At 31.9% G+C, this 23,086-nt stretch carries 31 protein-coding genes; 1 reads left to right on the top strand and 30 read right to left on the bottom strand.

Annotated elements, in window-relative coordinates; translation table 11 throughout:
- Positions 1-31: 31 nt before the first annotated feature.
- The 6 genes from ACYU7A_RS07905 to eno all read right to left on the bottom strand — a co-directional run bounded on the left by ACYU7A_RS07905 (position 32) and on the right by eno (position 9,176).
- Entirely contained in the window at positions 32-946 is a 915-nt protein-coding gene (locus ACYU7A_RS07905; protein WP_460575533.1) for a dimethylarginine dimethylaminohydrolase family protein, read from the bottom strand.
- Positions 947-1,028: 82 nt separating this feature from the next.
- Positions 1,029-2,312, bottom strand: a complete 1,284-nt coding sequence (locus ACYU7A_RS07900) for a citrate synthase (protein WP_460575531.1) — start codon at positions 2,310-2,312, stop codon at positions 1,029-1,031.
- Between the two features lie 178 nt (positions 2,313-2,490).
- Entirely contained in the window at positions 2,491-4,941 is a 2,451-nt protein-coding gene (locus ACYU7A_RS07895; protein WP_460575529.1) for a DUF7619 domain-containing protein, read from the bottom strand.
- Positions 4,942-4,953: 12 nt separating this feature from the next.
- Complete coding sequence (locus ACYU7A_RS07890) at positions 4,954-5,724, bottom strand: LytR/AlgR family response regulator transcription factor (protein WP_460575527.1); 771 nt, start codon at positions 5,722-5,724, stop codon at positions 4,954-4,956.
- 30 nt (positions 5,725-5,754) lie between these two features.
- Entirely contained in the window at positions 5,755-7,704 is a 1,950-nt protein-coding gene (locus ACYU7A_RS07885; protein ID WP_460575525.1) for a tetratricopeptide repeat-containing sensor histidine kinase, read from the bottom strand.
- A gap of 179 nt (positions 7,705-7,883) precedes the next feature.
- Positions 7,884-9,176, bottom strand: coding sequence for a phosphopyruvate hydratase (gene eno / locus ACYU7A_RS07880; protein ID WP_298302831.1), 1,293 nt, complete (start codon positions 9,174-9,176; stop codon positions 7,884-7,886).
- 324 nt (positions 9,177-9,500) lie between these two features.
- Between eno and ACYU7A_RS07875 the strand changes: the two genes are divergently transcribed.
- On the top strand, positions 9,501-10,568 hold the full coding sequence (locus ACYU7A_RS07875) for a hypothetical protein (protein ID WP_460575522.1): 1,068 nt from the start codon (positions 9,501-9,503) through the stop codon (positions 10,566-10,568).
- An 83-nt stretch (positions 10,569-10,651) separates the two neighbouring features.
- Here the strand turns inward: ACYU7A_RS07875 and carA are convergent, their stop codons facing one another.
- The 24 genes from carA to rplV form a co-directional block, all read right to left on the bottom strand.
- Positions 10,652-11,770: a glutamine-hydrolyzing carbamoyl-phosphate synthase small subunit gene (carA, locus tag ACYU7A_RS07870; RefSeq protein WP_460575520.1), complete on the bottom strand. Its 1,119-nt coding sequence runs from the start codon at positions 11,768-11,770 to the stop codon at positions 10,652-10,654.
- A gap of 301 nt (positions 11,771-12,071) precedes the next feature.
- Positions 12,072-12,578, bottom strand: coding sequence for a 50S ribosomal protein L17 (rplQ, locus tag ACYU7A_RS07865; RefSeq protein ID WP_344816870.1), 507 nt, complete (start codon positions 12,576-12,578; stop codon positions 12,072-12,074).
- A gap of 30 nt (positions 12,579-12,608) precedes the next feature.
- Positions 12,609-13,601 carry a DNA-directed RNA polymerase subunit alpha gene (locus tag ACYU7A_RS07860; RefSeq protein ID WP_344816871.1) on the bottom strand — a complete coding sequence of 331 codons (993 nt, stop codon included), beginning with the start codon at positions 13,599-13,601 and terminating at the stop codon, positions 12,609-12,611.
- Positions 13,602-13,622: 21 nt separating this feature from the next.
- Positions 13,623-14,228: a 30S ribosomal protein S4 gene (gene rpsD / locus ACYU7A_RS07855; RefSeq protein ID WP_298395763.1), complete on the bottom strand. Its 606-nt coding sequence runs from the start codon at positions 14,226-14,228 to the stop codon at positions 13,623-13,625.
- A 117-nt stretch (positions 14,229-14,345) separates the two neighbouring features.
- Positions 14,346-14,729, bottom strand: coding sequence for a 30S ribosomal protein S11 (rpsK, locus tag ACYU7A_RS07850; protein ID WP_274782172.1), 384 nt, complete (start codon positions 14,727-14,729; stop codon positions 14,346-14,348).
- Positions 14,730-14,737: 8 nt separating this feature from the next.
- Positions 14,738-15,112 (bottom strand): 30S ribosomal protein S13, encoded by a 375-nt coding sequence (gene rpsM, locus ACYU7A_RS07845; RefSeq protein ID WP_344816872.1) that lies wholly within the window; start codon positions 15,110-15,112, stop codon positions 14,738-14,740.
- A 2-nt stretch (positions 15,113-15,114) separates the two neighbouring features.
- Positions 15,115-15,231, bottom strand: a complete 117-nt coding sequence (gene ykgO / locus ACYU7A_RS07840; protein WP_081932050.1) for a type B 50S ribosomal protein L36 — start codon at positions 15,229-15,231, stop codon at positions 15,115-15,117.
- Positions 15,232-15,242: 11 nt separating this feature from the next.
- Positions 15,243-15,458, bottom strand: a complete 216-nt coding sequence (gene infA / locus ACYU7A_RS07835) for a translation initiation factor IF-1 (protein WP_007136545.1) — start codon at positions 15,456-15,458, stop codon at positions 15,243-15,245.
- Between the two features lie 5 nt (positions 15,459-15,463).
- On the bottom strand, positions 15,464-16,807 hold the full coding sequence (secY, locus tag ACYU7A_RS07830; RefSeq protein ID WP_298304721.1) for a preprotein translocase subunit SecY: 1,344 nt from the start codon (positions 16,805-16,807) through the stop codon (positions 15,464-15,466).
- 12 nt (positions 16,808-16,819) lie between these two features.
- Positions 16,820-17,272, bottom strand: coding sequence for a 50S ribosomal protein L15 (gene rplO, locus ACYU7A_RS07825; protein ID WP_344816874.1), 453 nt, complete (start codon positions 17,270-17,272; stop codon positions 16,820-16,822).
- Positions 17,273-17,283: 11 nt separating this feature from the next.
- On the bottom strand, positions 17,284-17,466 hold the full coding sequence (rpmD, locus tag ACYU7A_RS07820; RefSeq protein WP_298119790.1) for a 50S ribosomal protein L30: 183 nt from the start codon (positions 17,464-17,466) through the stop codon (positions 17,284-17,286).
- 12 nt (positions 17,467-17,478) lie between these two features.
- On the bottom strand, positions 17,479-18,003 hold the full coding sequence (gene rpsE, locus ACYU7A_RS07815; RefSeq protein ID WP_089046918.1) for a 30S ribosomal protein S5: 525 nt from the start codon (positions 18,001-18,003) through the stop codon (positions 17,479-17,481).
- A 3-nt stretch (positions 18,004-18,006) separates the two neighbouring features.
- Complete coding sequence (rplR, locus tag ACYU7A_RS07810; RefSeq protein WP_298304726.1) at positions 18,007-18,360, bottom strand: 50S ribosomal protein L18; 354 nt, start codon at positions 18,358-18,360, stop codon at positions 18,007-18,009.
- An 11-nt stretch (positions 18,361-18,371) separates the two neighbouring features.
- On the bottom strand, positions 18,372-18,914 hold the full coding sequence (gene rplF, locus ACYU7A_RS07805) for a 50S ribosomal protein L6 (RefSeq protein ID WP_460575515.1): 543 nt from the start codon (positions 18,912-18,914) through the stop codon (positions 18,372-18,374).
- 17 nt (positions 18,915-18,931) lie between these two features.
- A complete protein-coding gene (gene rpsH, locus ACYU7A_RS07800) occupies positions 18,932-19,330 on the bottom strand; it encodes a 30S ribosomal protein S8 (protein WP_298304731.1) in 399 nt (132 codons plus the stop codon).
- Between the two features lie 141 nt (positions 19,331-19,471).
- A complete protein-coding gene (gene rpsN, locus ACYU7A_RS07795) occupies positions 19,472-19,741 on the bottom strand; it encodes a 30S ribosomal protein S14 (RefSeq protein ID WP_035125659.1) in 270 nt (89 codons plus the stop codon).
- Between the two features lie 3 nt (positions 19,742-19,744).
- The gene (gene rplE, locus ACYU7A_RS07790) at positions 19,745-20,296 is read right to left on the bottom strand and encodes a 50S ribosomal protein L5 (protein WP_298304734.1); all 552 of its coding nucleotides are present in this window, start codon (positions 20,294-20,296) and stop codon (positions 19,745-19,747) included.
- Between the two features lie 2 nt (positions 20,297-20,298).
- Positions 20,299-20,613, bottom strand: a complete 315-nt coding sequence (gene rplX / locus ACYU7A_RS07785; RefSeq protein WP_298304742.1) for a 50S ribosomal protein L24 — start codon at positions 20,611-20,613, stop codon at positions 20,299-20,301.
- An 11-nt stretch (positions 20,614-20,624) separates the two neighbouring features.
- Entirely contained in the window at positions 20,625-20,993 is a 369-nt protein-coding gene (rplN, locus tag ACYU7A_RS07780; RefSeq protein WP_007803649.1) for a 50S ribosomal protein L14, read from the bottom strand.
- 2 nt (positions 20,994-20,995) lie between these two features.
- The gene (gene rpsQ / locus ACYU7A_RS07775; protein WP_035125656.1) at positions 20,996-21,256 is read right to left on the bottom strand and encodes a 30S ribosomal protein S17; all 261 of its coding nucleotides are present in this window, start codon (positions 21,254-21,256) and stop codon (positions 20,996-20,998) included.
- Positions 21,257-21,267: 11 nt separating this feature from the next.
- Positions 21,268-21,456, bottom strand: a complete 189-nt coding sequence (gene rpmC, locus ACYU7A_RS07770) for a 50S ribosomal protein L29 (RefSeq protein ID WP_298119774.1) — start codon at positions 21,454-21,456, stop codon at positions 21,268-21,270.
- 13 nt (positions 21,457-21,469) lie between these two features.
- Positions 21,470-21,895 (bottom strand): 50S ribosomal protein L16, encoded by a 426-nt coding sequence (gene rplP / locus ACYU7A_RS07765; RefSeq protein ID WP_344816877.1) that lies wholly within the window; start codon positions 21,893-21,895, stop codon positions 21,470-21,472.
- A 19-nt stretch (positions 21,896-21,914) separates the two neighbouring features.
- Entirely contained in the window at positions 21,915-22,670 is a 756-nt protein-coding gene (gene rpsC / locus ACYU7A_RS07760; RefSeq protein ID WP_298119771.1) for a 30S ribosomal protein S3, read from the bottom strand.
- A gap of 5 nt (positions 22,671-22,675) precedes the next feature.
- A complete protein-coding gene (gene rplV, locus ACYU7A_RS07755; protein ID WP_298119769.1) occupies positions 22,676-23,086 on the bottom strand; it encodes a 50S ribosomal protein L22 in 411 nt (136 codons plus the stop codon).

Genomic DNA, 23,086 nt, shown 5'->3' with positions numbered 1-23,086 from the left:
TTTCAGGTTTTACAACTTGAAACAAATTTTTTTAATCTCTTATTAAAGGTAGAGTCGAACATCTTAATAATCCTTCTTGTTTTGCTATTTCAGCGTATGGAATTTCTTCTACTGTAAAACCTTGTTCTCTTAGCCAATTATTTAATCTTGTGAAGTTTTTCTCCGAAACTACAACATCTGGAGCGATTGAAAACACATTAGAATTCATGTGGTACATTTCATCGCGTGTGATGTGAAATAGGTTTTCTTTTCCGAATAATTTTACTAAATAAACGTAATCTGCTTCTTCACGGAAACCACTTTTGTAGATGATTCCTTTATTGGTTCCAACTGGCTGAAAGCAGCAATCAAGGTGAAGTGCATTATCGCGAGCTTCTAATTTGGATTTTACTAAGTCAAATTCTTTTACAATTTTGTGAGGAAACAAATCTTTGATGTATTGAACACCTTGCATATTAGTTCTTGCTGTGATGTAATCTTTATAATCAGAACCTTTGTAAGTTCCTATAAAAATATAATCATTCCAAAGCATTACATCACCACCTTCAATGTGCACATCCTCTGGCGGACGAACGACTTTAGCAGGATTCATTTGGTCAATTACATATTGAATTGCATCCAATTCACGATTTCTATCAGGTAGAATATTGGCTTTTATAAAAACATCATCGATTACAAAACCAATATCTCGTGTGAAAATTTGATTGTAATTTTCAATCATTTCTGGACGAAAAACTTTCACATCATATTTTTGAAATACTTTATTGAAGGCTTCCATTTCATTAACCATATCTTCTTCAACTGGATATGTTCCTGCGAGAATGTGTTCTAATGATTTTGGATCGTAGGCTTCGTCTGCTGTTGGAGTTGGTCCGTTATTTACTGCGGAACCTAATACAACAGCTCTTAATCTTGAAGTTTCGTTTTTTACATTTAATTGTAACATATAATTTGCTTTTGGCATTTGTACAAATATAAAAAAGCTCCGTTGATTAACGAAGCTTTTGTTTATAAGTATTTAAAGATTTTTATCTTTTATCCTTTGGAACAAAATCTCTTAATGGATGACCTGTATAAACTTGTCTTGGTCTTCCAATTGGTTCTTTGTTCACACGCATTTCTTTCCATTGTGCAATCCATCCTGGCAAACGACCTATTGCAAAAAGTACTGTAAACATATCGGTTGGAATTCCTAATGCACGGTAAATGATACCAGAATAGAAATCTACGTTTGGATACAATTTTCTTGATACAAAATACTCATCAACTAAAGCAGATTCTTCCAATTTTTTAGCAATCTGTAGAATTGGATCATTAACTCCTAGTGTAGATAAAACTTCATCAGCAGCTTTTTTAATGATTTTTGCCCTTGGATCAAAGTTTTTGTATACTCTATGACCAAATCCCATTAAGCGGAATGGATCATCTTTATCTTTTGCTTTTGCTAAATATTTATCTGCATCACCACCATCTTTTTGGATTTCTTCAAGCATTTCTAAAACTGCTTGATTAGCTCCTCCATGAAGTGGTCCCCAAAGAGCAGAAACACCAGCAGAAATTGACGCAAATAAACCTGCATGAGACGAACCAACAATTCTAACTGTTGATGTAGAACAGTTTTGCTCATGATCTGCATGAAGAATAAATAATTTATCTAAAGCATCAATTACAACTTGGTTTTGTGTGTAAGGACCTGTTGGCAATTCAAACATTAAATGCATGAAATTTTCAACATAACCTTTAGTATTATCATAGTAATTTAAAGGATAACCCATCATTTTTCTGTAAGTCCAAGTAGCAATAACTAAAAATTTAGCCATTGTTTTACATACAGCTTCATACATTTCTTTTTCATTTTCTACATTAACCACTTTTGGATTAAAAGCTGTTAAAGCAGAAGTTAACGAAGATAGCACTCCCATTGGATGAGCTGTTTTTGGGAAACCATCAATGATATTCTTCATTTCTTCGTTTACCAAAGTATACTTACGAATATCATTTTCAAATTGAGTTAGTTGCTCTTTTGTTGGTAACTCTCCGAAAATCACTAAATAAGAAACCTCAAGAAAATCAGCTTTTTCAGCTAAATCTTCAATAGCATAACCTCTGTAGCGTAAAATTCCTTCTTCTCCATCAAGGAAAGTAATATCACTTTTACAAGAACCTGAATTTTTATAACCTGGATCTAAAGTGATAGCGCCTGTCAAGGCACGTAGTTTTTCAATATCGATAGCTGGTTCGTTTTCGCTTCCTACAATTACAGGAAACTCATACTTTTGGCCATCATATTCTAATATTGCTGTTTTTGACATAATATGTGTGGAAATTAATCGTGATAATTTATAATTTAACAAAATTATGGAATTCTAAATGAATTAAAAAACAAATACGTTAACGTTTTCGTTAATTTTAATATAAAAATTGCAAGGTTAGTATAGTTGTAATAAAAAAGCGCGCCTAAGCACGCTTTAATTAACTAAATAACTTAACCTATTCTTTGACTATTCTTTCCACTTTAATTCCTTTATCAGAAGTAATTTTTAGAAAATAAATTCCGTTTGATTTATCTGAGATGTCAATTGATGATGAAGTTTCGTCTGTTAATTTTGTTTGCAACAATCTTCCTTGCACATCGTATAATTGTATTGATTTAATACTGTTCTCAGATTTTACATTAATAATTGATTTTGTTGGATTTGGAAAAATCACAACTGAATTATCTTTTTCAAAGGCACTATTATTTAACGATTGAAATACTGTATTTGCTATTCCTGTATCGATTGGAGCGTTGTAATCAAAGAAAATATCTCCTCTGTTGGAAACATTATCTCCAGATTGTAAGGTTCCATTACTTCTTATTTTTAATAATATATTTCCATGTCCACCAGTGTCTAATGCAATATTTTCGAAAATAAATTCAACAATATTTCCAGTGATTTTTACATAAGAAGGATGTGATGTGTTTAGTAATTGTAAAGAATTCAAATTAAACTTTGTGGTATCAATAGTGGCTTTTACTACAACATTTTCTGCAGCCGCTGTTCCGGTGTTTTCAAAATTTATTACATAATGTAAATACTCACCTATTAAAGATGGTGAAACTGAAGTCCCTTCAATGCAAGTAATATCATTTGGATCGTATGAACCAACTACTGTTTGATTGAATAAAAAAGTATTGTCAGAAGTAGTTTCATCGCCAGCTATTGGTAAAATAGAGGTTGTAAATTGTAAAATATCGCCAATATTTACTGGATAATTTACATCAGTTGGTGTATTAATATTTAAAGTAACATAAATACTTCTGCTTTCAAACGGAAGTAAATTAGCATAACTCCAAGACAATGAACCAGAACCAATTGTTGCAGGAGCTGTTGTAGCAGAAATAAAATCCATTAAATTTTGATTGAAGAAAAAGTTAACGCCATACAATTGTGATAAGGTTTGGTTTCCTTTGTTCTTATAAACTATTTGATAAACAGCATCAAAACCTGGTCTTGCAGGTGCTATTGGTGCAATGACAATTTCTAAATCGGGATGAATACCATTGGCAGAAATACAAAAGTTTTGAGTTGTTGTATTATTGTTATTATTCGCAAATGGAATTGTTGCTGTTGCTGGAGAAAAATTAAACCAAGTTGGGTTTTCAATATTTGGAGTTAAAACAAAACTTCCAGCTTGCGTATAAAAATTATAATTTCCAGAATTATTAGTGAAAGTTGCACCTTGATTTGTACCGTCATTAATATCAATTCTTATGTTTGGATGTGGCAAATCGGAAGCATCACAACCATTGTTATTTGCATCAAATTTTATATTTCCTGTTATAGTGTTGTAATTTCCTCCTGGTGTGAAGGAGCAGTATGTATTTGAAACTGTAGAAGTCAATCCTAAAGAATTTAATTGACTCTGGACTGAATTTATTTGAGTTAAATCAGCACAAATAAATTGTAAATTGGGATTGCCATAAAAACTTAAAATATTTTCATTCACACCATTTTTAATAAATAAAGAAGTTAAAAGATTATTATAACAATAAATCTGAGATAAATTATTTAATCCATTTACATTCAAAGTTTGAAGTAGATTATTTCTACAGTTCAAAAACTGTAAATTATTCAATCCTGTTAAATCTAAATTCTGTATTGAATTGTTATTACAAACTAAACGTTCAAGATTGGACAATAAATTCAAATTAATACTTGAGAACAAATTATTTGAGATATCTAATATTTTGAGATTAATATTTGAACTTACATCTAACGATGAAATTATATTTAAATTACAATACAATTCTTGAAGAATAGGCAACCCGGTCAAATCTAATCCTGGTAATTGGTTTCCACCACAATAAATAAACCTCAAATTTGACAATCCTGTAAGACTAAGATTTGACAATTGATTTCCTTGACAATTTAGAGTTGATAAATTGATTAACCCAGTTGTGTTTAGGGAACTTATTTGATTATAAGAACAATCTAAAATAAAAATATTCATTAAATTTACAGCAATTAGGCTAGTTAATAAATTATTATTACATTTTAATTGTTGCAAATTTGATAATCCACTAACATCTAAATTTGAAATTTGATTATTATGACATCTTAACACTTGCAAATTTGAAAAAACACTTAAACCCAAATTTGAAATCTGATTATTGTTACATATTAACGTTTTTAAACCTGTAAATGCTTCTATCCCTGTCAGGTTATTTATACTAGAATTTGACACATCAATATAACCAACTTGTAGAGCTTCACTAACTTGAATCTGTCCATCAGAATTGGAATCAATTTTAAAAAAAGTTAAACTTAAGTTGCCTGCAACAGTATTACTTGGTAGAGAACTCAAAAGTTTCGCTTTAAAATTTGCATCAGGAATATTTACGATTTGTGCATTACTAAATCCTGTAATTAATAGTAAAAGGTAAAATATCTTTTTCATGTTGTGTAATTATTAATTATTCAATTGTTTGGTCAAAATTTCTTGTAGTTGTTCTTTTTTTCGTTGTGAAATTGGAATCGTGCTATTGTCTGCCATAATCACATAACCTCCTTCTTTTTTTATATAAGATTTCAAAAAAGCTAAATTGATTAAATGACTTTGATGCACTCTTACAAATCCGTGATTGGTTAACATTTCTTCATATTCTTTTAAAGTTTTAGATATTAAAATAGGCTTACTATTTTTAATAAAAAACTTGGTATAGTTGTCTTCACTCTCACATCTAATAATATCACTAATTTCAAAAAGATGAATTCCATCAGAATTTGACAAAGCGATACGTTTGAAATTATCTACTTTTTTTCTAATATTCTCTAACAATAAATCTATGTGAGCATAATTGTCGCTTTTCTCCAATACGCTTTTTATTTTTTCAATCACTTTTTTCAATTCGTCTGGATCAACTGGTTTCAAAAGAAAATCTAAGGCACTAAATCGGAATGCTTTGATGGCATATTGTTCATGAGCTGTAATAAATACTATATGTGAAGTTGCTTTACCATTTCTAGTTGTTAACTTCTCTAGAATATCAAATCCGGTTCCATCATTCAACTGAATATCTAAGAAAACCACTTGCGGATGCAACTTTTCAATTGCTTCTACTCCGCTCGCAACGCTATCTGCTTCACCAATAATAGTTATCTCTGGCGCATAAAGTGAAAGCAATCCTTTCATTCCGTTGCGTAAATTGATATCGTCGTCTATTAATACTGCTGTAATCATATTTTCTTTAGTAAATAGTAACTTAAATAATTACTTAATATATTGAATTGGCAAACTCAAAATTACTTTTGTACCAATTACTTGATTGTTGTTTTTTATTTCTTCTATTGTAAAATCTGCTTTTTGATTGGTGGACGATGAAATCATTTGCAATCTTTTTTTAGTAATGTCTAATGCCATTGATTTATGTACAACTACCGTATTTTCTTTTGCCGTTTTTGATTGTTCAATCCCTACTCCATCGTCTTCTACTGTACAAATTAAACTTTCGTTTTCTATGACAAAATCTATAGCAATTGTTCCAATATTTTTCTTCGGAATTACTCCATGAATAATAGCATTTTCTACGAATGGTTGCAACAATAATGGTGGAACCGCCATATCATCTTCAATTTCGTTACTTTTAGTAATCTTGAAATTGAATTTATTGTTGAAACGAAGCTGTTCTAGTTCCAGATAATTTTGCAAACTTTCAATTTCTTTGTCAATTGGAATTAGTGATTCTTTAGAATATTCTAAAGTTAATCGCATTAGTTTAGAAAATTTTGCCAAATATTTTACAGCTGTATCTGTTCCATTTTGAACAATAAAACTTGAAATTGAGCCCAAACAATTAAACACAAAATGCGGATTCATTTGCAAATGCAATGCTTTTTGTTCGTATTCTGCTAACTCTTTTTGCAGCGTCAATGTTTTCTTTAATTGCATTCTATTATAAATCAAGAATCCAATTCCGAAAAGTAATAAACCAAACAATCCTGCAAAAAACAATTGTAACTTACTTTGCTTTGATTGTTCCTCTAACAATACTTCTTTCTTTTCAATTTCTTTTTTGTGAAGTAATTCGCGTTTTTCAAAATCAAAATTCATTTCGGCTTCAACACTTTTTCTGGTGTTTTCTTCATTTATCAAACTGTCTTTTGCTTGATTATAAAGTTTGAAATGCGATAATGCTAAAGTTGTATTCTTCTGTTTTTCATAAATCTCACTCAACAACTTTTCTGAAATCATTATTTGTTCTAAGACACCTATTTCTTTAGATAATGAAAGTGATTTGTTTGCATTTGATAAAGCTGCAGATAAGTTATTTTGCTCTAGGCTTGATTGTGCCAAATGAATGTAAGTATCTGCAACACCAAATTTATCATCAATAAGTTGAAATGATTTTATAGCTTCGTTCCAGTTTTCGTTTGCTTTTACTAAGTCTTTCTTCTCTTTGCAAAATAATCCAACATTATTGTACCATTCACCAAGTGCGCGAGGATTTGGATTTTTATCTAAACTCGATTTAGCTTTTGAATAATAACTTAGTGCTTTGTCCCAATTTTTTTGCTTTAGATAGCAATTTGCGATATTAGTTAATGTTATTCCAATATTGGGATCACCTAGCTTTTCTTGAAGTTTTTGAGCTTTTATGAAATATTCTAATGCTTTAAAATCTGCAGATTGTGATTTATAAACGATTCCGATGTTGTTGTAAAGTTTGGAGCATCTTGATTCGTCTTTTAAACCTTCATAAATTTTTACTGATTTTAAGTAAAACTGAAGTGCTTTTGCATAATTACTTTGTTCCGAAAAAACGATTCCGATACTACCATAAGCTTTTGCTAAACCTTTTGTATTCTCATCATTTTTAACAGATTCTGACTCAAAAATATTTTGTGCTAAATAGAAATTTTGTAGTGCCTTAGAATAATTTCCTGTTATTATATTTGAATTTCCGAGGTTTAAGTAAGCCTTTCCTTCTTCGGTTTTGTATTTAATTTTTTTTGATAATTCTAAAGCTTGTGTAGCATATATAACCATCAATTTTGGGTCACTGGTCTTATATTCATCTGAAATCGCATTCAGAATTTGAGCTTTATCAATATCGTTTTTAGAATTTTTTAAAACTAACTTCAGGCTGTCCACTGCTCCATTTTGTGAAGAAGCAGAAAAAGATATTAGCAGAAAAAATAAAAATAGTATTTGTCTCATCATAAAGAAATAGATTATCAAATATACTATTTCCTTTTTGCAATAATCTTCAAAAATTAGAATTCGACGAATTTGAAATAGAATTCGTTCTTCTACAAGCTAAGAATTAAATCTTGAATTAAATAAAAAACACCTGACAAGTTTAAAACTCATCAGGTGTTGTATGTAAAATATTTACTTGATTACTTCTGTTTGAATGCTTTCAATCCAGGAAAATAAGCAGTATTTCCTAATTCTTCTTCAATTCTTAAAAGTTGGTTGTATTTCGCCATTCTATCAGAACGCGATGCAGAACCAGTTTTGATTTGTCCACAGTTTAAAGCTACAGCTAAATCAGCAATTGTATTATCTTCTGTTTCTCCAGAACGATGTGACATTACTGAAGTATAACCAGCATTGTGAGCCATGTTTACTGCTGCAATAGTTTCTGTAAGCGTACCAATTTGGTTAACTTTTACAAGAATTGAATTGGCAATTCCTTTTTCAATTCCAGTTGACAAACGCTCAACATTAGTAACAAATAAATCATCACCAACTAATTGAGTTTTATCACCAATTAATTCTGTTAAGTACTTCCATCCTTCCCAATCGTTTTCATACATTCCATCTTCAATTGAGATAATTGGATAATTTGCTGCTAATGAAGCTAAATATTCAGCTTGCTCTTTAGAAGTTCTGATTTTACCTGTTGCACCTTCAAATTTAGTATAGTCGTATTTTCCGTCAACATAAAATTCAGAAGCAGCACAGTCAAGAGCAATCATGATTTCGTCGCCAAATTTATAACCAGCGTTTTCAACCGCTTTTTTAATGGTGTCTAGAGCATCTTCTGTTCCGCCGGCAAGATTTGGTGCAAAACCACCTTCATCACCAACAGCAGTTGATAAATGTCTATCGTGTAACACTTTTTTCAAATTGTGGAAAATTTCAGTTCCCATTTGCATAGCGTGAGTAAATGAAGTTGCTTTTACAGGCATAATCATAAACTCTTGGAAAGCAATCGGTGCATCAGAATGCGAACCACCATTGATAATGTTCATCATTGGAACTGGTAAAGTATTAGCTGAAACTCCACCAACATATCTGTATAAAGGTAATCCTAATTCATTTGCAGCCGCTTTTGCAGCCGCAAGAGAAACTCCTAAGATTGCATTAGCTCCAAGATTTCCTTTGTTAGAAGTTCCGTCTAAATCAATCATAAGTTGATCTATATGATTTTGTTCAAAAACAGAAACGCCCATTAATTCAGGAGCAATTTTAGTATTTACATTTTCAACAGCTTTAAGAACACCTTTTCCCATGTAAGCTTTTCCTCCATCACGAAGTTCAACTGCTTCATGTTCTCCAGTAGATGCACCACTTGGAACAGCAGCACGACCTAAAACTCCGTTTTCTGTAACAACGTCAACCTCAATTGTAGGGTTTCCTCTTGAATCTAATATTTGTCTTGCGTGTACTTTGATTATAATACTCATTACTGTGTTTATTTTATAGTTAGATAATTACATATTCTCAAAATATGGAACACAAATTTAAGCATTAGTCAAAACTTAATCATTAATTTTTAAAAAAACTTATAAACTCAATCGTTTTAGTAGGGTAAAAAAAATGTAAACTGTTATTATAGTTGAGTCGAATACAACAAATTAAAAAACATAATTAATTGTAGTATTTTTATTATATTTTATAAATATTTAATCATTTTATCGTGTTTTTTTGCATTTTATAGATACATACATTTGTGTGTTACAAATAATTATCTATTTTTATTGTGTCAAATTCATTATAATTAAAATCGTATGAAAAAATATTCTTTTTTAAGTACTACCAACTTAAAATCAGTTTATTACATATTGTTGTTTTTAGGTTTTCTCTTGTCTTATCAAACAGGAACTTCTCAGAACTACAGAAATGCTAAAGCCTACATAACTGACTTTGGTAGAAACGAATTATTTGTCAAAGAATCTTTGATGGAATATTCAACCTCAATTATTGATGCTAGTCCTGACGATAGAGTTCAAACAACTTTGGAAAGAATTTACAAAAAGCTTGAAGATGTCAATGAAAATTTAACTAAAAATGACCGAGGAGTTTATGGAGACACCGATTTAAGAGATGCCTTCATTAAACTAAACAACAAAACGATAACATTACTAAAAAACAAATCATTGAAACTTAATGATTATCAAGTTCAAAGTAATTTAGATTACTCTGAAATCTTTAAAAATTATGCTTACAAAGAATCTGAAATAGCTAAATATTATTCTGAAATATTAAACTATGAAAGCACTAAAAGAGATTTTGGTTTAAAATACAAAATAAACATTAGAAACTTTAATAAAAGAAATGTTTTTGAATATAATGCCTATCAGAATTTAATTTTTTATAAACTAAATGTTTTAGACGATAAATTAATTCAATTATTTAAATATAGAAAAGTTGAAGATGTTTTAGAATGTGTAAACTTTATGACTAGTGTTGCTCAAGAATCGTTAACAAAAACCGATTTGTTTAAAGATGATTTTACAGATACTTCATTAAACGATGCAAATATTGAATTTATAAATTTTATTATAAAACAAAATGAGAAGCTAGTTCCATTGTATCAAGATTATATTTTGGTGCTTGAAGATTTTCAAAAAATAAAAAAGAAATTTTTAGAAACAAACGAAATCATTAAAGTAGAAGACTACAACAACGAAGTGAGAAGATATAATAAAGTAAAGAATACATTTTTTGATGCTTTACATGAAAATCAGATTGTTAAAAGTGAATTATTAAAAAGATGGTATATAACCAATAGTTTGTTTCTTAAAAACAATATTGAGTTTGAAAATCTTTATGAAAAATTCACAAACTTAGATTAATCGAAAAGGATTTCATAATTAGTAATTATTTTCTAAAGTATTAAAATAAAAAAAATGAGGGTTTTTGGAAACCCTCATTTTTTTTATACTTCTTGAAATTTATCTTGTTTAATATTTGCTATAAAATCATCAAATAAATATGAAGAATCATGAGGACCAGGACTTGCTTCAGGATGGTATTGCACTGAGAAGCAATTTTTAGATTTCATTTTCATACCTGCAACTGTATTGTCATTGATATGATAATGAGTAATTTCTAAATCTTGGTGATTTTCTAGTTCTTCCCTGTTTACAGCAAAACCATGATTTTGTGAAGTTATTTCACCTTTTCCAGTAAGAACATTCATAACTGGATGATTGATTCCTCTATGTCCGTTAAACATTTTGTAAGTTGAAATTCCGTTTGCTAAACCTATGATTTGGTGACCTAGACAAATTCCGAATACTGGTTTATCTGACGCTATCATTTGTTTAGCTGTTTCTTGAACTTGCTCAAGAGGTTCTGGATCGCCAGGACCATTTGACAAGAAATATCCATCAGGATTAAATGCTTTTAACTCATCAAAAGATGTGTTGTATGGAAATACTTTTATATAACAATCTCTTTTTGCAAGATTTCTAAGGATGTTTCTTTTAATACCTAAATCTAAAGCAGAAATTTTGAAAGTTGCGTTTTCATTTCCAAAAAAGTAAGGCTCTTTGGTAGATACTTTTGAAGCAAGTTCCAACCCTTTCATATCAGGAACATTTGCTAGTTGTTTTTTTAGTTCTTCTATTGAAGTTCCATCTGTTGAAATCACAGAATTTTGTGCTCCATTATCACGAATGTAACTTACAAGCGCTCTTGTGTCTACATCTGAAATACATATTAGATTTTGTTTTTCAAAGTAATCGTATAAATTACTTTCAGAATCGGGACGTGAATGATTAAAACTGAAGTTTTTACAAACAAGACCAGATATCATTATTTTTTCAGATTCTACTTCATTGGCATTTACACCATAGTTTCCAATATGTGGATTGGTAGCCACCATTATTTGACCAAAATAAGATGGATCGGTAAATATTTCTTGGTAACCTGTCATTCCTGTATTGAAACAAACTTCACCGAAAGTTGTTCCAGAAATTCCGATTGATTTACCATAAAAAATGGTTCCATCGGCTAATAGTAAAATGGCTTGTGGACGAGTTGTGTATTTCATTTGATGTAGTTAGTAAAAAGTAGTTAGTTGTTGTTTTGCAAATTTAAGTTAATCTTTTATAATTCTAAAGTGGATTTATTAAAGTTTATAAACATTCTAATAGTTGGCTATTTAGCCCTGATGCAAGGGAAAAGCCTTTTCTCGTTCTTTTAAACGAGAGAAGCTTTGGAAAGGCAGCAGGAAAATGGATTACTGATAAAGCCCAAACGATTCGCTTCAAATTAATAAATAATTTAATATTGGGTATAAAAAAAAGGATAAACTCGAAAGCTTATCCTTTATATTTATGAAATTGAATTCATTATTCTGCTGATTCAGTAGTTTCTTCAGAAGAAGTTTCTGGAGCTTCAGGAGCTTTTGTTTCAGCTGCTGGAGTTTCAGATTTTTTAGCTTTTCCACCACGACGGCTTTTAGCTTTTTTCTCTTCTTTTTTACCACCATTGTAAATTTCGTTGAAATCTACTAACTCAATCATTGCCATATCTGCGTTATCACCTAAACGGTTACCAACTTTGATGATACGAGTGTATCCACCTGGACGGTCACCAACTTTAGCTGCTACTTCTCTAAAAAGTTCAGTAACACCATATTTATTACGTAAGTAAGCGAAAACGATACGACGATTGTGAGTAGTATCTTCTTTTGATTTTGTTATAAGCGGCTCAACGAATTGTTTAAGTGCTTTTGCTTTAGCAACAGTTGTGTTAATACGTTTGTGTTCAATTAATGAACAAGCCATATTAGCTAACATAGATTTTCTATGTCCAGTCTGTCTGCTTAAGTGATTGTTCTTTTTTCCGTGTCTCATTTTAAATGCTATTTAATTTGAATAAAGAAACTAGTCTTTATCTAATTTATATTTTGACAAATCCATTCCGAAAGTTAAATTTTTAACTGCAACTAGTTCATCTAATTCTGTTAAAGATTTTTTACCGAAGTTACGGAACTTCATTAAGTCGTGTTTGTTAAAAGAGACAAGGTCTCCTAATGTATCAACTTCAGCTGCTTTTAAGCAATTTAATGCTCTCACAGATAAATCCATATCAACAAGCTTAGTTTTAAGCAATTGTCTCATGTGTAATGATTCCTCATCGTATGAATCTGTTTGAGCGATTTCGTCTGCCTCAAGAGTGATTCTCTCATCTGAGAATAACATGAAGTGGTGAATTAATACTTTTGCAGCTTCAGTAAGAGCATCTTTTGGATTGATAGAACCATCAGTTTTAATTTCAAAAACTAATTTTTCATAATCTGTTTTTTGCTCAACACGGAAATTTTCAATAGCATATTTCACGTTTTTCACTGGTGTAAAGATAGAATCTGTAAAGATTGTACCAATTGCAGCATTTTGCTTTTTGTTTTCTTCTGCAGGAACGTATCCTCTACCCTTTTCAATTGTTAATTCCATATTGAAATTAACTTTTGGATCAAGGTTACAGATAACTAATTCTGGGTTTAAAACTTGAAATCCAGAAATAAATTTTTGAAAATCACCAGCTGTAATTTGCTCTTTACCAGTTATAGATATAGTTACTGATTCGTTATCGATATCTTCAATTTGACGTTTGAAACGTACTTGTTTAAGACTAAGGATAATTTCTGTAACATCTTCAACAACTCCTGAAATTGTAGAAAACTCATGCTCTACACCTTCAATTCTTGTAGATGTAATAGCATAACCTTCTAAAGCAGAAAGTAAAACTCTTCTAAGTGCATTACCAACAGTCAATCCGTAACCAGGTTCTAAAGGTCTGAACTCAAACTTACCTTCAAAATCGGTTGAATCGATCATGATAACTTTATCGGGCTTTTGAAAATTAAATATTGCCATAATTTAGACTAGTGTCAATTATTATTTGTTGTACAACTCTACGATTAACTGTTCTTTAATGTTTTCTGGAATTTGAAGTCTAGCAGGAACAGTAACGAACGTACCAGATTTAGTATCATTATTCCATGTAATCCATTCGTAAACATGATTAGAGTTTGATAAAGAACGTTCAATTGACTCTAAAGATTTAGATTTTTCGCGAACAGCTACTACGTCACCTGGTTTCAAGTGATAAGAAGGTATGTTTACTAATTCACCATTTACTGTAATGTGACGGTGAGAAACAATTTGTCTTGCAGCTCTTCTAGAAGAAGCAATTCCCATTCTGAAAACAACATTGTCTAAACGAGCTTCACATAATTGTAAAAGGATTTCACCTGTTACACCTTTAGAAGCTGCTGCTTTTTCGAATAAGTTTCTAAATTGTTTTTCTAAGATTCCGTAAGAATATTTAGCTTTTTGCTTTTCCATTAATTGGACAGCATATTCAGATTTCTTACCTCTTTTTTTAGCCATCCCGTGTTGTCCAGGAGGATAATTTCTTTTTTCGAATGCTTTATCAGCTCCGAAGATTGCTTCGCCAAATTTACGAGCAATTTTTGTACTTGGACCAGTATATCTTGCCATTTTAAAATTGTTTTGAGATAGAGATTATGAATTCAGGTCAATAAATCCTTCGATAATCTTTGTTCTTTCTCTTGTTATACTTAATTATATATTAGATACTGAAAATTCAGTATAAAATTATACTCTACGTCTTTTTGGAGGACGACATCCATTGTGAGGCATTGGAGTAACATCAATGATTTCTGTTACTTCTACTCCACTGTTATGTATTGATCTGATAGCAGATTCTCTTCCGTTACCTGGACCTTTAACATAAACTTTTACTTTTTTAAGTCCTGCTTCTAATGCTACTTTACTGCAATCTTCAGCTGCCATTTGAGCAGCATAAGGAGTGTTCTTTTTAGAACCTCTAAAGCCCATTTTACCAGCAGAAGACCAAGAAATAACTTCACCTTTTTTGTTAGTTAACGAAATGATGATGTTGTTAAAAGTTGCATTAATATGAGCTTCTCCTGAAGATTCAATAATAACTTTACGTTTTTTTGTACTTGCTTTAGCCATATTACTTACTATTTAGTTGCTTTTTTCTTGTTAGCAACAGTTTTTCTCTTACCTTTTCTTGTTCTAGAATTGTTTTTAGTTCTTTGTCCTCTTAATGGAAGACCAGATCTGTGACGAATTCCTCTATAACATCCGATATCCATTAAACGTTTGATGTTTAATGAAGTCTCTGAACGAAGTTCACCTTCAATTTTGTAGTATGATACAGCATCACGAATTGCTCCGATTTGATCATCATTCCAATCTTGAACTTTAGTATCTTGGCTAACTTGAGCTTTTTCTAAAATCTCAATAGCTCTACTTTTTCCTACTCCGAAGATATAGGTAAGTGCTATAACACCTCTTTTATTTTTAGGTATATCTACCCCTGCTATTCTTGCCATAATTATCCTTGTCTTTGTTTAAATCTAGGATTCTTTTTGTTAATAACGTATAATCTTCCTTTTCTACGCACAATTTTACATTCTGCGCTTCTCTTTTTTACTGATGTTCTTACTTTCATTTTTAATAACTTTAGTATCTGTAAGTGATTCTTGCTTTAGACAAATCGTAAGGACTCATTTCAAGTTTCACTTTGTCACCAGGTAACAACTTGATGTAATGCATACGCATTTTTCCTGAAATGTGTGCGATAACGATATGTCCGTTTTCTAATTCTACACGGAACATAGCATTTGATAATGCTTCAATTATTGATCCGTCTTGTTCTATTGCTGATTGTTTTGCCATAAAAATTAAGCTACTGCTTTTCTATTTTTACCACTTTTCATCAAACCATCATAATGCTTATTCAATAAATAAGTGTTTATTTGTTGAATAGTATCGATTGCAACTCCAACCATAATGATTAAAGAAGTTCCACCATAGAACATAGCCCATGATTGTTGTACATCTAAACTAACTACAATTGCTGGGAACACAGCTATTAAAGCTAAGAATAACGAACCTGGAAAAGTTACCAATGACATAATTTTATCAAGAAAATCTGCTGTTTCAACACCTGGTTTAATACCTGGTATAAAACCACCACTTCTCTTTAAATCGTCTGCCATTTTATTTGTTGGAACCGTAATCGCCGTGTAAAAGAATGTAAAGATAATGATTAATAAAGCAAATACTAAATTATACCATAATCCAAACATGTTGCTAAAAGCACCTGCAATAGATTGAGATGTTTCAGACTGTGAAAGACCAGCTAAAGCAGCAGGGATAAACATAATTGCTTGAGCAAAAATGATTGGCATAACACCAGCTGAATTTAATTTTAATGGAATCCATTGTCTATTACCACCCATCATATCTTGTTCAAAATCACCAGAAGTTGTTCTTCTAGCATATTGAACAGGTATCTTTCTAATTGCCATAACTAAAAGTACACAAGCAATAATTACCAACATCCAAACAATAATTTCAATAACAAGAATCATTAAACCACCATTATTGTTGGTTACTCTTGATTGAAATTCTTGAATAAGTGCTTGAGGTAATCTTGCTAAAATACCGACCATAATTAATAGAGATATACCATTTCCTATACCTTTATCAGTAATTTTTTCTCCTAACCACATAGCAAAAATTGTACCTGTAGTTAAAATCAAAACTGAAGAAAATAAGAAAGAAAATGAATCAAATCCTAACAAAAATGCGCTACTAGGAATGGTTCTGTACAAGTTATAAATATAACCTGGACCTTGAAGTAATGTGATACCAATAGTTAACCAACGTGTAATTTGGTTTAATTTCTTTCTACCACTTTCACCATCCTTTTGTAATTTTTGCAAATAAGGAATTGCTATACCCATTAACTGAACAACAATTGAAGCAGAAATGTAGGGCATAATACCTAATGCAAAAACAGATGCTTTTGAAAATGCTCCACCGGTAAACATATCAAGAATTGATCCAATTCCTTTATCTGTTTGCCCAGCAAGTCCAGAAAGCTGTGTAGCATCGATACCAGGAAGAGTTACATGAGCACCAAATCTATATACTAAAAGTAAACCTAAAGTAAATAAGATTCTGTTTCTCAACTCTTCTATTTTCCAAACATTCTTAAACGATTCAATAAAATTCTTCATAAGGTCAGAATATTATAATGTTACTGCTTCACCACCAGCAGCTTCGATAGCAGCTTTTGCAGTAGCAGTAAATTTGTGAGCAGTTACTTTTAATTTTGCTTTTAATTCACCTCTACCTAAAATTTTAACTAATTCGGTTTTGGTAGCTAAACGGTTTTCGACTAAAACTGTAAAATCTACAGTATCAGTAACGATTCCGTTATCAACTAAAGCTTGAAGAGTGTCAAGATTTACACCTTGATGCTCAATTCTGTTAATGTTCTTGAAACCAAACTTAGGCACACGTCTTTGAAGTGGCATTTGACCACCTTCAAAACCAATCTTTTTAGAATATCCAGAACGAGATTTTGCTCCTTTGTGACCTCTTGCAGAAGTACCACCTTTACCAGAACCTTCTCCTCTACCAACTCTTTTATTTTGATTGTGTGTAGAACCTTCAGCAGGTTGTAAGTTACTTAAATTCATAACTATAATTGTTATTTAACTTCCTCAACGGAAACTAAGTGTTTAACTTTATTTATCATTCCAAGGATTGTTGGATTTGAATCATGCTCAACAACCTGTCCCATTTTACGAAGACCTAAAGCTTCTAAACCTCTTTTTTGAGTAAGTGGACAGTTGATTTTGCTTCTAACTTGTTTTACTAATAATTTAGCCATAATTTCCTTGAATTAACCTTTAAAAACTTTCTCTAAAGAAACTCCTCTTTGTTTTGCAACAGTATAGGCGCTTCTCATTTGTAGTAATGCATCAAAAGTTGCTTTCACCACGTTATGTGGATTTGAAGAACCTTGAGATTTTGATAATACGTCGTGAATTCCAACTGATTCAAGTACTGAACGAACAGCACCACCAGCAATAACTCCTGTACCATGAGATGCAGGCATTAAGAACACACGAGCTCCACCAAATTTACCTTTTTGTTCGTGAGGTACAGATTGACCACTTAAAGGAATTCTAACTAAATTTTTCTTTGCATCTTCTACTGCTTTCGCAATTGCTTCAGAAACGTCTTTAGATTTTCCTAATCCATGACCAACAACACCATTTTCATCACCTACAACAACAATTGCTGAGAACCCAAAAGCTCTACCACCTTTTGTTACTTTGGTAACACGATTTACACTTACCAAACGATCTTTTAATTCAAGACCACTAGGTTTTACTAATTCTACATTTTTGTATTTAGACATAATATATTAGAATTTAAGTCCAGCGGCTCTAGCGCCTTCTGCTAATGATTTAATACGACCGTGATATAAATAACCTCCTCTATCGAATGTTACTGAATCTATACCGGCTTTTAACGCTTTTTCAGCAACAAGTTTTCCAACCGCTGTTGCAACTTCTACGTTAGTACCTTTAATATCCGCTCCTTTATCTCTAGATGAAGCAGCTAATAAAGTAACACCATTTACATCGTCAATTAGCTGTGCGTAGATTTCTTTATTACTTCTGAATACAGAAAGTCTTGGTCTAGCAGCAGTACCGCTAACAATCTTTCTTATTCTATACTGGATTCTCTGTCTTCTTTCAGATTTTGTTAATGACATAACCTTTATTTTTAAGCTGATTTACCTGCTTTTCTTCTTAATACTTCACCTACAAACTTGATACCTTTTCCTTTGTATGGTTCTGGTCTACGGAAATTTCTAATTTTCGCAGTAATAGCACCTAAAAGTTGTTTATCATAAGATGTAAGTTTTACGATAGGGTTTTTACCTTTTTCAGAAATAGTTTCTAAAGTAACTTCTTTAGCAACTTCTAAAATGATATTGTGAGAAAAACCTAAAGCTAAATCAAGTTTTTGTCCTTGATTTGAAGCTCTGTATCCCACACCCACAAGCTCTAATTCTTTAGTAAAACCAGTTGATACTCCAATAATCATATTATTGATTAATGATCTGTATAAACCATGTTTAGCTCTATGATCTTTGTGGTCAGATGATCTTTCCACAATTACTTGACCTTCTTCTAACTTTACAGTAACGTCCGAAAACTCCTGAGTTAGTTGTCCTAATTTTCCTTTTACTGTAACCAATCCTTCAGTAACTTCTACAGTTACACCAGCTGGAACTACAATTGGATTTTTTCCTATTCTTGACATTGTCGCTTAGCTTTAAATTAGTATACGTAACAAATTACTTCTCCACCAACATTCAATTGCTTAGCTTGTTTTCCAGTCATCAAACCTTTTGATGTAGAAACAATAGCAATACCCAAACCATTTAAGATTCTTGGTAATTTTGAAGCACCTGCGTACTTACGTAAACCTGGTTTACTAATTCTTTGGATGTCTTTAATTACAGGCTCTTTAGTATCTTTATCATACTTCAAAGCAATTTTGATAGAACCTTGAACGGTTGAATCCTCAAATTTGTAACTTAAGATATATCCTTGATCGAATAAAATCTTTGTGATTTCTTTTTTAAGATTAGAAGCTGGAATCTCAACCACTTTGTGGTTAGCTCTAACAGCATTTCTGACTCTCGTAAGATAATCTGCAATCGGATCTGTATACATATTTATTAAAATTCGGCTACGGTTTTCAAAAGAACTATTCTGTTGAACCTGAAGCCATTAAACTCAATTTTTAAAGCAGATAATTGCACGTTACCGGCAAAAATCCGGCAAATGTACAATTATCTGCTGAAATAAACTAATTTACCAACTAGCTTTTTTAACACCTGGAATTAATCCTTGGTTTGCCATTTCACGGAATGTTACACGTGAAAGACCGAATTGACGCATATAACCTCTTGGTCTACCTGTCAATTTACAACGATTGTGTAAACGAACTGGTGAAGCATTTTTAGGTAATTTTTGTAAACCTTCATAGTCTCCAGCTTCTAATAAAGCTTTTCTCTTTTCAGCATACTTAGCTACCGTTTTTTCTCTTTTAACCTCGCGGGCTTTCATTGATTCTTTAGCCATGTCTTAATTCTTTTTAAAAGGTAAACCTAATTCTGCTAATAATGATTTTGCTTCTTTATCAGTTGCTGCTGAAGTTACAAAAGTAATATCCATACCTGAAATTTTGTTTACTTTATCAATATCAATTTCTGGGAAAATGATTTGTTCCAAAACACCAAGATTATAATTACCTCTTCCGTCAAATCCAGTAGCTTTGATTCCACTAAAATCTCTTACACGTGGTAAAGCTGAAGTAATAAGTCTATCTAAAAACTCATACATTTTTTCTCCACGCAAAGTAACTTTAGCACCAATAGGCATTCCTTTTCTTAATTTGAATGACGCTACGTCTTTTTTGGAAATTGTAGCTAACGCTTTTTGACCAGTAATTTTAGTTAATTCATCTACTGCGTAGTCAACTAACTTTTTATCTGATACAGCTGCACCAACTCCACGGCTAATAACGATTTTTTCAAGTTTAGGAACTTGCATTACGTTTTTATAACCGAACTCTTCTTTAAGAGCTGCAATTACTCTGCTCTTATACTCTTCTTTTAGTCTAGGGATATATGCCATAACTATAATACTTGATTTGATTTTTTAGAAAATCTCACTTTCTTATCTCCTTCTACTCTTGTTCCTGTTTTTGTAGCTTCTTTAGATTTAGGATCTATCAAAGACAAATTAGAAATATGAATAGGAGCTTCTTTCTTAACGATTCCTCCTTGAGGGTTTTTCGCACTTGGTTTCGTATGTTTTGAAACCATGTTAGCACCTTCAACAATCGCTTTATTTTTCTCACGGTCAACTTTAAGAACTTTACCTTCAGTACCTTTATGGTCTCCAGCAATAACTCTTACTACGTCACCTGATTTTATTTTTAACTTTGTCATCATTAATCGAATTAAAGCACTTCAGGTGCTAATGATACAATTTTCATGAATTGTTTTTCACGAAGTTCTCTGGCAACCGGACCAAAAACACGAGTACCTCTCATTTCACCTGCAGCATTTAACAATACACATGCGTTATCGTCAAATCTGATATAAGATCCATCAGCTCTTCTCACTTCTTTTTTGGTACGTACAACAACTGCAGTAGAAACAGCACCTTTTTTTACGTTTCCGTTTGGTGTTGCATCTTTAATAGACACTACAATTTTATCTCCAACAGAGGCATAACGACGTTTCGTTCCTCCTAAAACACGGATAGTCAAAACTTCTTTTGCTCCTGTGTTATCTGCTACTTTTAATCTAGATTCCTGTTGTACCATAACTATTTCGCTCTTTCAATGATTTCAACTAATCTCCAACATTTCAACTTAGATAAAGGTCTTGTTTCCATGATCTTTACTGTATCACCAATGTTACAGTCATTTGTTTCGTCGTGTGCAACATATTTTTTAGTTTTTAACACGAACTTACCATACATTGGATGCTTTACTCTTCTTGTTTCAGAAACAACTATAGATTTCTCCATTTTGTTGCTAGTAACCACACCAATTCTTTCTTTTCTTAAATTTCTTTTATCTTCCATCGTTCAGCAGATTACAATTCTCTTTTGCTTAATTCAGTTGCCAATCTTGCTACCGCTCTTCTCATTGTTCTAATTTGAAGTGGGTTTTGAATTGGTGAAATAGCGTGAGCGGTTTTTAATTCAGCGTATGTTTTTTTTACTTCACTAAGTTTAACTTGTAACTCAGCTGTAGACAGACTAATAATTTCTGATTGTTTCATAATTTTATATATATTATGCTTCGAAATCTCTAGCAACAACAAACTTAGTTTTAACTGGAAGCTTTTGAGCCGCAAGACGTAATGCCTCTTTTGCAACTGCTAAAGGTACTCCTCCAACTTCAAACATAATTTTTCCGGGTTTAACAACGGCAGCCCAATATTCTACGGCACCTTTACCTTTACCCATACGTACCTCAAGAGGTTTCTTTGTTATAGGTTTGTCTGGGAATACATTAATCCAAAGTTGTCCTTCTCTTTTCATAAAACGAGTTGCAGCAATACGCGCAGCTTCTATTTGACGTGAAGTTAAAAATACACCTTTTTCATGTACAGATTTAATTCCAAACATTCCACTTGAAAGCATGTGTCCTCTTTGAGAAACACCTTTCATTCTACCTTTTTGTACCTTACGGTATTTTGTTCTTTTAGGCTGTAACATTTTTCTTTAATTTAAAAAATTACTTTCTTTTACGTGCATCTGGTTTACCACCTTTGTTGAATGGTTTTCTATCTCCTCTAGGAGAGTCTCCACCTTTTCCACCAGAAGCTTGCTTTTTATCCATTCCAACTAGTGGAGATAAATCACGTTTTCCGTAAACCTCACCTTTCATGATCCATACTTTGATTCCCATTCTACCATAAGTAGTATGAGCTTCACCAAGTGCGTAATCAATATCAGCTCTGAAAGTTGACAAAGGAATTCTTCCTTCTTTAAAACCTTCTGAACGTGCCATTTCAGCACCATTCAAACGACCTGAAATCAAAACTTTAATACCTTCTGCATTCATACGCATTGCTGCTGCGATAGCCATCTTAATAGCTCTTCTGTATGAAATACGGCTTTCGATTTGACGAGCAATACTTGTTGCAACTAAATAAGCATCTAACTCAGGTCTTTTAATTTCAAAGATGTTGATTTGAACCTCTTTGTCAGTAATTTTCTTAAGTTCTTCTTTCAACTTGTCTACCTCTTGTCCACCTTTTCCGATAATGATACCAGGTCTAGCAGTAGTGATAGTAACGGTTACAAGTTTCAAAGTTCTCTCGATGATTACTTTTGATACACTAGCTTTTGATAAACGAGCATGAATATACTTTCTGATTTTATAATCTTCAGCGATTTTATCACCGTAATCATTTCCACCATACCAGTTTGAATCCCATCCTCTGATGATACCAAGTCTGTTTCCTATTGGATTTGTCTTTTGTCCCATCTTAATTAATTGCTTTGTGTGTTATCTAATTGTCCTAATACGATTGTAACGTGATTAGAACGTTTTCTAATTCTGTGTGCTCTTCCTTGTGGTGCTGGACGAAGTCTTTTCAACATCATTCCACCGTCAACACGGATTTCCTTTACAAATAAGCCTGCTTCAGCTACATTACCTTCACTATTTTTTTGCTCCCAGTTATTGATTGCAGATAATAATAGTTTTTCTAATTTGCGTGAAGCTTCTTTTGAGCTAAATCTTAATACATTTAAAGCTCTTTCCACTTTCTGACCTCTTACCAAGTCTGCTACTAAGCGCATTTTTCTAGGTGAAGTAGGGCAGTTATTTAATTTAGCAAAAGCTATAGACTTATTAGCCTCTTTTCTTGCGTCTGCTGATTCTCTTTTACGAACTCCCAT

The sequence above is a fragment of the Flavobacterium koreense genome (genome assembly GCF_054776075.1).
Note: the sequence above shows the minus strand (reverse complement) of the source record. Positions and strands in the feature narration are given on the sequence as shown.